Here is a 13,542-nt window from a genome sequence, read left to right as displayed (position 1 = left end):
CGATAGCGTTCGCCTTTGTCCGCGGGAAATATCCGCCGCCAAGCGGCTTAAAATAAAGATTTCCTGCGGACAAGAGCGACCGGAAGTGGATACCCCACCGCCCGCCGCCGCCCCTACCCGATAAAAAACTTCCTTACTCCTTCACCGCTCCAACCGTCAACCCTTGAATAAAATACCGTTGGAAGAACGGGTACGCGAACACAATCGGCCCCGTCGCCAGCACGACCATCGCCATCCGCGACGTATCCTGCGGCAGCGATTGCAATACGGCTACGCCCATCGACGGATTGCTCGTATTTTGCAAAATAAACTGCATGCTCGTCTCGATCCGCATCAGCATGGATTGCAGCGGCACCAAGCTTGGCTTGTCAATATAGAGCAGCGCGTTGAACCAGTCGTTCCAGTACCCGAGGGTGCTGAACAAGCCGATCGTCGCGAGCCCCGGAAGCGATAAGGGCAGAACCAGGCGGAAGAAAATCCCGAATTCGCCCGCACCGTCGATTTTTCCCGATTCGATAATGGCATCCGGTACGCTCGTGGAGAAGAACGTCCGCATAATCATGATGTAGAAGGCGTTCACGGCCAGCGGCAGAATGAGTCCCCAGATGGAGTCCTTCAGTCCAAGCAGCTGCGTGACGACGATATAGGTCGGGACGAGCCCGCCGTTGAACAGCATCGTAAAGAAAGCGAAAAACGAAAAGAAATTGCGGTATTTGAAGCTTTTGCGCGAGATCGCGTAGGCGAACAGCGCAATCATAATCATGCTGAGCAGCGTACCGATCACGGTAACAGCAATGGTGACACCGTAGGACCGCAGCAACTGATCCCCGGCTTTAAACACGTAGCGGTAAGCTTCCAGACTCCATTTTTCCGGAATGATCCGGTAGCCGTTGCGCGCCAGCGTCCCTTCGTCCGTAAACGAAATGATCGTAACGAACACGAAAGGAAACACGCACGCAATCGCCAAAAAACCGGCAATCAGGTTAAAAATCACGTTCCAAGCCGGAGACAAATGATGAAAATCCCGGCTTCGTTTCATCGTTCGCGCAGACACGGTCATCTCCTCCTTTTTCCATATGGATTAATACAATGCGTTGTCTTTATTGAATCTGCGAACAATGGCATTGGAGGTAATGACGAGCACGAAACCGACGAACGACTGATACAAACCGGCCGCGGTACTCATACCGATTTCCCCGGTAAACTTCAGACCCCGGTACACATACGTGTCGATAACGTTGGTAACCGAATACAACGTTCCCGAGTTGCGCGGCACCTGATAGAACAGCCCGAAATCCGCGTAAAAAATACGTCCGATCGCAAGCAGCGTCAAAATGGTAATCAGCGGCGTCAGCATCGGCACCGTAATGTGGCGGATTTGCTGCCATTTGTTCGCTCCGTCGATCATTGCCGCCTCATACAGCGACTTGTCAATCCCCATGATGGCCGCCAAGTACACGACGCTGTTGTAGCCGATCGACTTCCACAGAAAGACGAGCGTCAGAATAAGCGGCCAATACGTCGGATCGTTATACCACTGCGTGGCGGTAAGCCCGAACGTTTTAGCGATTTGGTTGATCATGCCTTTGTCGAAGCTAAGGAAGCTGAATACAAAATACCCGACAATAACCCAGGACAAGAAATACGGCAGGAACATCCCGGTCTGATACAGCTTGGCCAGCTTCTTGTTGGCGATCTCCGCCAAGATGATAGCCAGCCCCACCGCCAGAACCAGGCCGATTACGATGAATACGGCGTTATACAGCAGCGTGTTCCGCGTAATGAGAAAAGCGTCCTTCGTGCTGAACAGAAATTCGAAGTTTTTGAGCCCGACCCACTTGCTGTTCACAATGCTGGCCAGAAACCCGTCGCGGTGATACCGGTATTCCTTAAAAGCGATAATCGTCCCGGCCATCGGCAGGTAAGAGAAGAAAAGAAACCAGATCGTGGCGGGAAGCACCATGAGAAGCAAGGCTTTGTTCCGACTGAGATCCTTGAGCACACCCTTCACATTCATCACCCCTCGCGTTCAAAGAGACGGGGCGAATGAATGCCATTCGCCCTGAGTCCCGTTCTTATCGTTCACCTACAAAGCTTCGGTCAAGAAGCTCTGTTGCCTTTTGAAGCTTGATTATTTTTTAGTAGCTTTCCATGCATCGATTTGACGCTGTGCTTCTTCCATGATTTTGTCGAGGCCGGCAGCTTTCAGCTTTTGGTTGGCCTGCGGAATAATTTGATCCGGATCGACCGTACCGGTCATCAGCGGCGCCCAGAATTCTTCTTTGACGTTCTGTACCGCTGCGATTTCGCTCGTCACTTTGGACGGGTCGAAGTTGAAGCCGAGCAGCGCGGCAGGCTTACCGGTAGCGTTGAATTTCTTGAAGCCATCCCATTTGTCCTTCGGATCGGTCGGGTTCAGGTACGTGATCATCAGGTTACCCAGCGAGAACGTCGGCATATCGTAGTTTTTCGATTCCGGCAGGTTTTCCATCACGTCGTCGCCGACTTTTTTGTAGTGCACGCCTTCGATCCCGGAGTCGACCATGTTGCGCAGCACCGGATCGGTGTTCAGCAGGTTCAGGAACTCCATCGCCTTCTCCGGATTTTTGGAGTTCGCCGAAATCGCTTGCATCGAGCCCATAACGGACCAGTTGTAGATGTAAGCCGGGCTGGCTGGCGTGGAGACGACCGGATATCCGTAGCTTGCCGTCCACAGGTTGTCCGCGAATGGCTGCGTCGTTGCTTTGTCTGCAAACCATTTGCCGGTTTTTTGAACGTCCGTCGAGGAAACCATCGTTGCCGCTTCCGTAGGAATGTAGCCGGCTTTGTAATATTTGTGCATCGTTTGGAGCGTTTGCTTCATTTCCGGCGTGTCCAGGATGTTGACGACCTTGTAGTCTTGGTTGTCGACTCTGACCGCCATCGGCATTTTCTCGATCACGTAGTCGTAAGGTACGAAGACGCCGTAGTTTTTGTCGACGGAGAACGGAATAACGCCCGGATCTTTTTCTTTAATCGTTTTCAAGAGCGGCTCCAGGCTTTCCAGCGAGTTGACGTTCTTGATGTCGAGGTTGTACTTGTCGAGCAGTTGCTTGTTGAAGCGCCATACCTCTTGCGCCGGCAGCTCTTTGTTGGCCGGAATGCCGTAGTTGTGGCCGTCGACTTTGGAACCGCTTAAGAAGGCGGGATCAAGCATGTCCTTGATGCCTTTGCCTTGTTTCTCAAGCAGATCGTCGATCTTCATGAACGCGCCTTTTCTTGCGTTCTGAACGTAGTCGAACGCCCAGGAAGACGTGAACATAATATCCATCGGCGTACCGGAAGCGGTCATGACCTGCATTTTTTGCGAGTAATCGCCAAAGTCGATCATGTTCATTTTGACGGTAACCCCGATTTTTTCTTTCGTATATTTGCTGACCTCTTCCATGACCCGGTCAACGTCCTTTTGAGGCGTACCGATCGTATACCAAATCAGCTCAACAGGTTTGCCCGCGGCGCCTCCTGCGTCCTGCGCGCTATCCTTGCTGCCTCCGCATGCGGTCAGAACGACCGAAGCAGACAGCATGAGCGCCAGTCCGGCAAACAGGCTTCTTTTTTTCATTTTCATGTTCGCAGATACCTCCCTTTTTCTTTCAAGCAGCCGTTGAATCGTTTCAATGGCTACCTTTACATTAACTCAAGAAAGCATTTACAAATAGGCAAGAAACTAAAGGTATGCTGTACAAAATAAAGAAAGGGTCTGCCGGTTTTCACCCTTCACAGCAGCCCTTTGTAATCCGTCGGAGAAATCCCGACATATTTTTTGAATTGTTTGTAAAAATAACTGGTTTCCCAATACCCGACGGTTTTGGCGATTTCCTGAACTTTCAGATGCGTCTCTTTCAACAGCGTCTTCGCCTTCTCGATGCGGTACTTGTTGATATACTCCGTAAAGTTCTCGCCCGTTTCCTTATGGAACAGGTGGCCGAGATACACCGGATGAATATTGAACTGCCCGCTGAGCGTCTTCAGCGACAGCTCTTCGGCATAGCTGTCGTGAATCAGCTTCAGCACCTGCTGAATGACGGGGCTGCGGACGTCCTGGATCAACGAATCGACGGTTAAGCCCGCCACCGTCTTCACGGCGTCGGCCATCCTGTCCACCGTTCCGGCATGCAGCACGCGGTCGAAGGCTTCCTGATACAGCTCGGACGAATCCGTATGCTTAATCGCTTTCAGCTCCATCTTGAACCGGATCATCAGCTCGATGGAGATTTGCTGGAGCCGGGCGGGCGTCATGCCCTCCTGCGCCAGAAGCCGCTCGTAATCCTGATCGATGCGGGCGAGCAAGCTATCTTTATCTTTGGCTAAAATAAGCTTGGAATATTCCGCCCAGTCCAGCGGAAAATCGAGTCCCGCCGTCCCGTCGGAAACAGCGACCTCTTCATAATCGAGAATGTCGCGGTCGGGATACAGCAGGAAAAACTCCTGAGCCTTCTTCGCATGCGCATAGCTTTGCGCCGCCTCGTAAGGCAGCCGCTCCACGCTGCCGAGCGAAATGCGGCAAGACCGGGAAGCCGCGGCGCAATCCGCCTTCATCCGGGCCAGCATCTCCAGCGCGGCACGCTTGCCCTCCGCCGCCTCGTCCAGCGTAAAGACGACGACCAGCTCGCCGTCCATATTATGGAACGGAATCACCGACAAGCCCGGCAGCCTCTGTTCCGCGGCGAGGTCGGCGTCTCCCGCGTCTCCCTCCGGAAAACGGACGAGCGCCACAAGCACATAGGACCGGTTCAGCTGCAATTGCAGCAGCTCGGCACGCTCGTCGAATTCGTTCGGCGCAATCTGGCCGGTCAGCCACCGGTGCATAATGTGCTCCTTCAGAATGCGCATGTCCTGTTCGCCCAAGACGCGCTCGGCTTGCGCGGCGTTCAGCTTGTCCGTCGTCGTGGTCAGCGTGGAGCGAAGCTCCTGCACGTCGATCGGCTTGAGCAAATAATTTTCGATCCCAAGCCGCATGCCTTCCTTCAAATAATCGAACTCGTTGAAGCCGCTCAGGATGATGACCTTCAGGCCCGGATTCCATTCGCGGACGGCGCGGACAAGCTCCAGCCCCGTCATGACCGGCATCGAGATATCCGTTATCAGAATGTCGGCGGGCGTGCGCTTCAAGGCGTCCAGCGCCTTCTGCCCGTTCCCCGCGTGACCGACGATTTCGAGCCCCAACGCGGCCCAGTCGATAATATCGTACAGCCCTTCAATAATGAAAGGCTCGTCATCCACCAAAAACACTCTATACATCGGATTCTCCTGCTCCTTCCTTTTCCGGGAACCACACGGTCACGGTCGTACCGGCCCCGGGCTTGCTCTTCAGCTCCATCCCGGCCCTGTTTCCATGCAGCAGTTTAAGCCGCTCGTAGACGACCCTCAGTCCGAACGAGCCGCCGACCTCTTCCGGCGCTCCGAGCGCTTCCTTGATCTCCTCGAGCCGCTGCGGCTCGATCCCTCTGCCGTTGTCCTCCACCCGGACGCGAATCGTCCCGTTCTCCCGGGAGAACCGGATGATGGCGCGGTTATCGTCCCGGTCCGCCTCAATGCCGTGAACGATGTAGTTTTCGATGATCGGCTGGAGGAACATTTTGACGACGGGAATCCCATACAGCTCCCGGTCACATTCGATGGCGTAAGTAAATCGATCTTTATACCGGATACGGAACAGCTCCAAATACAGACGGCACGCCTCCAGCTCGTCCTTGAGCGTATAGACGGCCTTCTGCTGCACCACGTTGCGGAACAGCGCCGACAGGCTGAAGATCATCTCGCCCACGTCATGCGCGCCCTGGGAGATCGCCCGCATCCGGATCACTTCGAGCGTATTATATAGAAAATGCGGATTGACCCTCGCCTGAAGCGCGGCGAATTCCGTATGCTTTTGCCGGATTTCCGCTTTATATACCCGCTCGATATAGCGGTTCAGCTCGTCCAGCATATCGTTGAAGCTGCGGGAAATTTGGCCCAGCTCGTCTTCCTTCGGCTCGATGATGCGCGAGGTCAGGTCTCCGGTCTCTACCTTTTTCATGAACCGGATAATTTTGTTCGTCCGCTTGGCGAAATTGATCACGACGAGCGACGGAAACAGAATAGCAATCAGAATGCCCAGCACGCTGGCGATGATGATCGTCCGTCTCCAGCCTTGGGAAGCGGCCGCGATCTCCTGCTTCGGAATCGTACCGACCACGACGTAGCCCGCCTGGTTTTGCGCCAGCGTCGTGATATACGATTCCTGCTCCAGCATGCCCGTCTCCTGCTGAATTTGGTTCATATAAGGATAAGACTTGCCGTAATACGTGCCCGAGGAATCGAAAATCACATTGCCGTCCGGGGTCAGCACGAGAATGGTCCCCTTGAGCGTCTCTTTGTAGCTGGCCAGCGACTTCCAAATGCCGTCGGAATCGAAATAAATCAAAAGCTGCCCGACATATTTCAGCGAATTTTTGTCGTTCATGACCGCCCGGACGGCAAACAGCCGGGGGTCCCATTGATCGATTTCCTTGCGTACCCACGGATTCGGGACGGAGACGTTCTTGTTGTCCAGCGCCATCGCGTCCGGGACATACGAGTGGACGGCATTGGTCACATGAAGCTTCGCCGATTTTTGCCGGTTATACACATACAAGGACTGCTTCTCCCCGCTGTACAGCATCAGATTCCGGATATCCGGATCGTCCTCAAGCCGGTTGGCAAAATAGGACAGGCCGTACGGAGCGACATCTTCTTCATAATATCGGTTCAAGCCGTGCTCGATATAATCCCGAAAATCATGCTGCAGGAAATACGAGATGTCCGCAGCCAGCCTCGGATCGCGGTATACGCCAAGCACCATCGATTGCACCGACTCGTATTTTTCGCTCAAAAACGCGTTTACGCTTTCCATCGCCTTCTTCTGGTTGTCCATCTCCCGCTGTACGACAGATTGCGACATCACGTGATACATCATGTACGAGAGCGTGATGATGGTCAGAATCGTAATGAGGGCAAACGAAAGCAGCAGCTTCATGAACAAGTTGTTTTTAATGTATCTCCGGTATACGCTTCCAATCATTCGTCCCACCCCCTGCTGCCGTTCCTATGCTACGATCCCTAAATTATAGCATGTCTGAAAATGAATCGGGAAATGTTCCAAAATAGTTCAAAAGTTCGATTTTTCACAAACGAATTCCCGGGATCACTGTGATCTAGATCATATATTCCGGGACAAGCTTTCCTCACAATAGAGATAGACCATGACAATCCTCACAACGATCCGTGACGGTTTGCCAAAACAACAGGTTCAGGAGAAAGGTGGAATAGGAATCCCATGGATGTAGTGATGCTCTCGCGCATACAGTTTTCCGCAACGACGATTTTTCACTTTATTTTCGTGCCCATCTCGATCGGATTAGCGCTGATGATTGCGATTATGGAGACGATGTACGTAGTCAAAGGCCAGGAAGAATATAAACGGATGGCCAAGTTCTGGGGCAAATTGTTTCTGATCAATTTCGCCGTCGGCGTGGTCACCGGAATTTTGCAGGAATTTCAATTCGGCATGAACTGGTCGAATTATTCGCGGTTTGTCGGGGACGTCTTCGGCGCTCCGCTGGCCATCGAGGCTTTGCTGGCGTTCTTCATGGAATCGACGTTTATCGGCTTATGGATCTTCGGATGGGAACGGCTGTCGAAGAAAGTTCACTTGGCCTGCATCTGGCTAGTGTCCATCGGCACGACGCTGTCGGCGTTCTGGATTCTCGCAGCCAACTCCTTCATGCAGCGTCCGGTAGGCTTCGCGGTCAATAACGGGCGAGCGGAAATGAACGACTTCCTCGCTCTGATCACGAACGGCCAACTGTGGTGGGAATTCCCGCATACGGTGTTCGGCGCTTTTCTGACCGGCTCCTTCTTGGTGGCCGGGATCAGCGCCTGGAAGCTGCTGAAGCGTCAAGACGTGTCTTTCTTCAAAAAGTCGTTTCAACTCGCGATCGTGATCGCCTTGATCTCCTCCGTCGCTGTCGCGCTGTTCGGTCACCAGCAGGCGCAGTACCTGGTTGCCACCCAGCCGATGAAAATGGCGGCCAGCGAAGGCCTCTGGGAGACGAGCAGCGATCCAGCGCCCTGGACGGTCACGGCGTTCATCGATCCGGTGAAGCAGCAAAATACGATGGAAATCAAAGTGCCGTATCTGCTCAGCTATTTGTCGTACAGCAAGTTTTCCGGCAGCGTGCCGGGAATGAAAAACCTTCAAGCGGAGTACGAGCAAAAGTACGGTCCGGGCAACTACATTCCGCCGGTGCGCACGACGTTCTGGAGCTTCCGCATCATGGTAGCCTTCGGCTCGGTCATGATTTTGCTGGCCCTGTACGGCTGCTATCTCGCAGCCCGCAACAAGCTGGAGCAAGCGGGCAAATGGTTCCTGCATGCGATGGTATGGGGGATCTCCATGCCGTTCATCGCCAATACTGCGGGCTGGATTATGACGGAGATTGGCCGTCAGCCATGGGCCGTATTCGGGCTTATGCGCACCGAGGACGGGGTGTCCCCGAGCGTCAGCGCCGGGCAGGTGCTGTTCTCGCTGATCTCGTTCACTGCCGCCTATACGGTGCTCGCTATTGTCATGGCCTACTTATTCATCCGGGTGATCAAAAAAGGGCCGAATGCCGTCGATCATGCCGAAATCGCGCATGCGGACGATCCATTCGACAGGGAGGGACAACATGCTTTCTCTAAATGAGCTTTGGTTTATTCTTGTAGCGGTTTTGTTTGTCGGCTTCTTCTTTCTGGAGGGCTTCGATTTCGGGGTGGGCATGTCTGCGTCGCTGCTGGGCAAAACCGACGGACAGCGCCGCGTACTCATTAATTCGATCGGCCCGTTCTGGGACGCCAACGAAGTCTGGCTGCTGACGGCGGGCGGCGCGATGTTCGCGGCTTTCCCCAACTGGTACGCCACGCTGTTCAGCGGCTTCAACACGCCGCTTGTCGTTCTTCTCCTGGCCTTGATCGGCCGGGGCGTCGCCTTCGAGTTTCGCGGCAAGGTCGACAGCCGGCGCTGGAAGCAGACCTGGGACGGCGTCATCTTCATGGGCAGCTTGCTGCCTCCGTTCCTGCTTGGTGTGGTCTTCGCCTGCCTGCTGAAAGGCTTGCCGATCGACGGACAGATGGAAATGCGCGCCGGATTGTTCGATATCGTGAACGTCTACAGCGTCATCGGCGGAGTGACGGTCACGGTGCTGTGCCTCGTGCACGGCCTGATGTTTACGACACTGCGGACGACGGGAGACTTGCAGGATCGGGCGCGCGCGCTTGGCGGCCGGCTGCTGATCCCGCTCGCGGGGCTGCTCGCGGTATTTGGGGCGATGACCTATGCGATGACGGACGTATTCCAGGTCCGCGGCAGCATTTTGACGGTCATGGCCGTTGCCGGGGTCGCCGCTTTCATACTGGCTGGTGCCTTTAACGCCAAGAAGAAGGACGGCTGGGCGTTCGGCATGACGGGAGCCGTGACCGCTCTGGCGATCGTTTCCGTGTTCATCGGACTGTTCCCAAGGGTGATGATCAGTTCTATCGACAGCGCGTTTAACCTGACGATCCACAATGCCGCTTCCGGTCCGTATTCGCTAACCGTGATGACGTATGTCGCTTTGGGCCTGCTTCCTTTCGTGCTCGGCTATCAAATCTGGAGCTATTTCGTCTTCCACAAGCGCGTGCACGAAAAGCAGCATCTGGAGTACTAACATGGGAAAGGCGCTGCTCGGTTATCAAGGAATCAAGCCGGTTCTCGTCCTCATGACCTTGCTGACTTTGGTGCAGAGCGCCGCCATCCTGGGTCAGGCGGTATGGCTGGCGGAGGTCGTCTCCGCCCTGTTCGCCGGTACGCCGCTGCAGGAGCTGACAGGGACCACGTTGCTGTTTCTGCTCGCATTTCTGCTCCGTCAGGCGACGGGACTCGTCCAGCAGAAAATCGCCTATCGCTATGCCGAAAAGACGGGCGCGAGCTTGCGCAAGCAACTGATGGAGAAGCTGTTCGAGCTCGGGCCCAGGTTCGCCAAAACGGAGGGCACGGGAAATCTGGTTACGCTGGTGCTGGACGGCATCTCGCGGTTCCGCACTTTTCTGGAGCTGGTGATTCCCCGCATGCCTTCCGCGGGGGTGACCCCTGCGGTCGTGCTGGCATACGTGTTCTGGCTCGATGCCGTATCAGGCGTCATTTTGCTCGTGACGATGCCGATTCTCATCGCGTTCATGATCTTGATCGGGCTCGCGGCGCGCAAGCAAATGCAGCAGCAGTGGCAGTCTTACCGCGTCTTGTCGAATCATTTTGTCGATTCACTCCGCGGGCTGGAGACGCTGAAGGTGCTCGGCCGCAGCCGCTCGCACAGCGAGACGATCGGGCGGGTGAGCGACAAATACCGCTCAGCGACGATGCGCACCCTGCGCGTGGCGTTCTTGTCGTCGTTTGCGCTCGATTTCTTCGCCATGCTGTCTGTCGCCTCGGTGGCCGTCAGTTTGGGGCTGCGGCTGGTGAACGGCGACCTCATGTTGGTAACGGGGCTCACGGTGCTTGTTTTGGCGCCGGAGTATTTCCTCCCCGTCCGCTTGGCGGGGGCCGATTACCATGCCACCTTGAACGGCAAAGAAGCCGGAGAGGCGATCCGGGCGATTCTGGATCGGCCGTCCGGAGCAAAAGCCGCGCCCGAGCTTCCGGCTTCGTACATCTGGGGCAGCGACAGCGAGCTGACGCTTTCCCGGATTCAGGTGCAGCATGAGCCGGAGGGACCGCCATCGCTGCAAAACGTATCCGTGCGCATCCGGGGCTTGCGGAAAATCGGCATTGTCGGCGAAAGCGGCGCAGGGAAATCGACGCTGATCGACGTGCTGGGCGGTTTTCTGCATCCGACGGCCGGGACTATTGAGCTTGACGAGTTCAAGGTTGGCTCTATGCATGCGGAGGCCTGGCTCAGCCAAACGACGTACTTTCCGCAGCATCCGTATTTGTTCCACGGCTCCTTGGCGGACAATGTCCGCTTCTACGCGCCGGAAGCGCCGCAGGAAGAAGTCGACCGCGCGATCGCCGCAGCCGGACTTGCCGGACTGGTCGCCGGTTTGCCGGGCGGCAGCGGGGAAATCGTCGGCAATGGCGGACGGCCGCTGAGCGGCGGGCAGGAGCAGCGCGTCGCCCTGGCCCGCGCTTTTCTAAGCCGGCGGCCGGTGATGCTGCTCGATGAGCCGACCGCCCATCTGGACATCGAGACGGAGTACGAGGTTAAAGACACGATGCTTTCTTTGTTCGAGAATAAGCTGGTGTTTCTGGCGACCCACCGCTTGCACTGGATGCCGGATATGGACTGGATCATCGTCCTGCATCAGGGGCGAGTCGCCGAAACCGGCACGCACGAGGAATTATTGGCGAACAAAGGGATTTACTATGAATTGATCACATCGCAGCGGGAGGGGATATCATGAAGCGGGAAGCTTGGCTGCGCCCGGAGTCGCGGGCCTTTTACTGGCGGTTCGCGGCGATTGTGGCATTAGGGGCGTTAACGGCCGGGTGCGCCGCTTCCCTGATGTTCACTTCCGGCTATCTCATCTCCAAGTCGGCGCTGCGGCCGGAAAACATCTTGATGGTCTACGTCCCCATCGTCTTGGTCCGAACCTTCGGGACAAGCCGGGCGGTCGTGCACTATGTCGAACGTCTCGTCGGGCATGATACGATTCTGCGCATGATCTCGCACCTGCGCGTCCGGCTGTACCGGCTCCTCGAACCGCAGGCGCTGTTCATCCGCTCACGCTTCCGCACGGGCGACATGCTAGGCGTGCTGGCCGACGATATCGAGCATCTGCAAAACGTTTATCTGCGCATCGTATTTCCGGGCGCGGCCGCTTTCATCGTGTTCGTGTTGTCGGTTGCGGCGCTGGGCTGCTTCGACGGAAGGTTTGCGCTACTGACCGCCGTTTATTTGTTGATCCTCGGTCTCTTGCTGTCTGTCGCTTCCTTAGCAGTCACGCGGAAGAACCATACGCTGATCAAGCGGCAGCGCGGCGGCCTGTATCGGAAGCTGACCGATGCGGTGCTCGGGATGAACGACTGGGTCGTTAGCGGAAGAGCCGTGAGCTTCATTCAAAGCTACGAAGCCGACGAAGCGGAAATGGCGCGACTGGAGCGGCGTACGAGCGATTGGACGCGGCGAAGAAATGCGATCGCCCAAGGGGTGGTCGGCCTCATGATCGTCTCCATGATCTATTGGGCTGGCCAACAAGCGGCCGACCAGCGAATCGCCGCGACCTTGATTGCCGCTTTCGTGCTCGTCGTGTTCCCGGTGGCAGATGTGTTCCTGCCCCTTTCGGAGGCCGTGGAGAAGCTGCCGCAGTACCGGGAGTCGCTGAACCGGTTGTCGGAGATTGGCCAGCAGGCCGGCAGCGCCCCTGCCCCGGTGCAAGACGACCGTAAGGCAGCGGCGGTCTGCACGACAGCGCATCTTCAAGTCGATAACGCGTGCTATCAGTACGAGCCCGGGAGCCGCCGGGAAATCGACCGCGTATCTCTGGATCTTCCGCAAGGAAAGAAGATCGCGATCATTGGCCGCAGCGGCGCAGGCAAATCGACCTTGCTGAAGCTCATTCAGGGGGCGCTCGTCCCTACGGAAGGCCAAGTTACCGTAAACGGCATACCGGCACATTCGCTTGGCGACGGCATCTCCGGCGTCATCTCGGTCTTGAACCAGAGCCCGCACCTGTTCGATACTTCGGTGGCGAACAACATCCGGCTCGGGAAGCCCGAAGCCTCGGACGAGGACATTCGCCTGGCAGCCAAGCTCGTCAAGCTGGATGCCCTGATCGAATCGCTGCCCGCAGGCTATCGGACGCCCATGCACGAAACGGGGCAGCGCTTTTCGGGCGGCGAGCGCCAGCGGATCGCGCTTGCGCGCATCCTGCTGCAGGACACCCCGGTCGTGCTGCTGGACGAGCCGACGGTCGGACTCGATCCCCGCACGGAGCGGGACTTGCTGTCCACGATTTTCGATACGCTGCGGGATAAATCCTTGATCTGGGTTACGCACCATCTCGTCGGGGCCGAGCAGATGGACGAAATGATATTTATGGAAAACGGCCGCGTCGAAATGAGAGGCACGCATGCCGAACTCATGGAGCGCTATCCGCGCTATCGCAATTTATACCGTCTGGACCGGCCGGGCGAGCCGGTTCTATAATTCCAGCCCGCCTTAAACGGCGGTGAGCTGCTGCTACTGACAGCCATTGTCGGTAGCTTTTTTTCATTCTTCCAGCTTTCGGTTAAATTTCGTCACTAGCCATTGGGTACAAGCTTCAACCGCTAAAACGATAAGCACAAAGGAAACAAGGACCACCTAAAAAGGTCGTCCTTGTTCAGAATGTTGAGAAACCCTATCGGTAGAAAATCTCAGAGAAATAGAGGTGGGGTATATCCCGTAAGAGTTTTACGTCCGCCTCCCTCAGTATGATGCTGTTTTCTCGTTCTATCTCGCTCATTCGCAGGATTTTATTCATGCTGAA

At 55.9% G+C, this 13,542-nt stretch carries 9 protein-coding genes; 4 read left to right on the top strand and 5 right to left on the bottom strand.

From position 1 onward, the window contains the following. Positions 1-133 precede the first annotated feature (133 nt). The 5 genes from KQX66_RS07865 to KQX66_RS07845 all read right to left on the bottom strand — a co-directional run bounded on the left by KQX66_RS07865 (position 134) and on the right by KQX66_RS07845 (position 7,081). Positions 134-1,060 carry a carbohydrate ABC transporter permease gene (locus tag KQX66_RS07865; protein ID WP_174806914.1) on the bottom strand — a complete coding sequence of 309 codons (927 nt, stop codon included), beginning with the start codon at positions 1,058-1,060 and terminating at the stop codon, positions 134-136. A 21-nt stretch (positions 1,061-1,081) separates the two neighbouring features. After that, positions 1,082-2,017, bottom strand: coding sequence for an ABC transporter permease (locus KQX66_RS07860; protein ID WP_216791764.1), 936 nt, complete (start codon positions 2,015-2,017; stop codon positions 1,082-1,084). Positions 2,018-2,131: 114 nt separating this feature from the next. Next, the gene (locus KQX66_RS07855; protein WP_216791762.1) at positions 2,132-3,607 is read right to left on the bottom strand and encodes an ABC transporter substrate-binding protein; all 1,476 of its coding nucleotides are present in this window, start codon (positions 3,605-3,607) and stop codon (positions 2,132-2,134) included. 149 nt (positions 3,608-3,756) lie between these two features. Next, positions 3,757-5,280, bottom strand: coding sequence for a response regulator transcription factor (locus KQX66_RS07850; RefSeq protein ID WP_216791759.1), 1,524 nt, complete (start codon positions 5,278-5,280; stop codon positions 3,757-3,759). Further along, the gene (locus tag KQX66_RS07845) at positions 5,273-7,081 is read right to left on the bottom strand and encodes a sensor histidine kinase (protein WP_216791757.1); all 1,809 of its coding nucleotides are present in this window, start codon (positions 7,079-7,081) and stop codon (positions 5,273-5,275) included. Before KQX66_RS07845 ends, KQX66_RS07850 begins: the two co-directional genes overlap by 8 nt. Positions 7,082-7,336: 255 nt before the next feature. Between KQX66_RS07845 and KQX66_RS07840 the strand changes: the two genes are divergently transcribed. From KQX66_RS07840 to cydC, 4 genes are read left to right on the top strand one after another with little or no spacing between them, the layout of a single operon-like run. Beyond that, positions 7,337-8,746 carry a cytochrome ubiquinol oxidase subunit I gene (locus KQX66_RS07840; RefSeq protein ID WP_216791755.1) on the top strand — a complete coding sequence of 470 codons (1,410 nt, stop codon included), beginning with the start codon at positions 7,337-7,339 and terminating at the stop codon, positions 8,744-8,746. Then, on the top strand, positions 8,730-9,746 hold the full coding sequence (gene cydB / locus KQX66_RS07835) for a cytochrome d ubiquinol oxidase subunit II (RefSeq protein ID WP_216791753.1): 1,017 nt from the start codon (positions 8,730-8,732) through the stop codon (positions 9,744-9,746). Before KQX66_RS07840 ends, cydB begins: the two co-directional genes overlap by 17 nt. 1 nt (position 9,747) lies before the next feature. Further along, complete coding sequence (cydD, locus tag KQX66_RS07830) at positions 9,748-11,475, top strand: thiol reductant ABC exporter subunit CydD (RefSeq protein WP_216791750.1); 1,728 nt, start codon at positions 9,748-9,750, stop codon at positions 11,473-11,475. Next, on the top strand, positions 11,472-13,220 hold the full coding sequence (gene cydC, locus KQX66_RS07825) for a thiol reductant ABC exporter subunit CydC (RefSeq protein ID WP_216791748.1): 1,749 nt from the start codon (positions 11,472-11,474) through the stop codon (positions 13,218-13,220). Before cydD ends, cydC begins: the two co-directional genes overlap by 4 nt. Positions 13,221-13,542 lie beyond the last annotated feature (322 nt).

This window comes from Paenibacillus oleatilyticus (assembly GCF_018998565.1).
GTDB lineage: Bacteria > Bacillota > Bacilli > Paenibacillales > NBRC-103111 > Paenibacillus_G > Paenibacillus_G oleatilyticus.
The sequence above is the reverse complement of the archived record's forward strand: the minus strand, read 5'-3'. Positions and strand labels throughout refer to the sequence as shown.

What these genes read in the sequence shown, in the direction of transcription:
- KQX66_RS07840 (WP_216791755.1), top strand. Translation starts at nt 7,337, where the DNA reads ATGGATGTAGTGATGCTCTCGCGCATACAGTTTTCCGCAACGACGATT.
- KQX66_RS07865 (WP_174806914.1), bottom strand. Translation starts at nt 1,060, where the DNA reads ATGACCGTGTCTGCGCGAACGATGAAACGAAGCCGGGATTTTCATCAT.
- cydB (WP_216791753.1), top strand. Translation starts at nt 8,730, where the DNA reads ATGCTTTCTCTAAATGAGCTTTGGTTTATTCTTGTAGCGGTTTTGTTT.
- cydC (WP_216791748.1), top strand. Translation starts at nt 11,472, where the DNA reads ATGAAGCGGGAAGCTTGGCTGCGCCCGGAGTCGCGGGCCTTTTACTGG.
- cydD (WP_216791750.1), top strand. Translation starts at nt 9,748, where the DNA reads ATGGGAAAGGCGCTGCTCGGTTATCAAGGAATCAAGCCGGTTCTCGTC.
- KQX66_RS07845 (WP_216791757.1), bottom strand. Translation starts at nt 7,081, where the DNA reads ATGATTGGAAGCGTATACCGGAGATACATTAAAAACAACTTGTTCATG.
- KQX66_RS07850 (WP_216791759.1), bottom strand. Translation starts at nt 5,280, where the DNA reads ATGTATAGAGTGTTTTTGGTGGATGACGAGCCTTTCATTATTGAAGGG.
- KQX66_RS07860 (WP_216791764.1), bottom strand. Translation starts at nt 2,017, where the DNA reads ATGAATGTGAAGGGTGTGCTCAAGGATCTCAGTCGGAACAAAGCCTTG.
- KQX66_RS07855 (WP_216791762.1), bottom strand. Translation starts at nt 3,607, where the DNA reads ATGAAAATGAAAAAAAGAAGCCTGTTTGCCGGACTGGCGCTCATGCTG.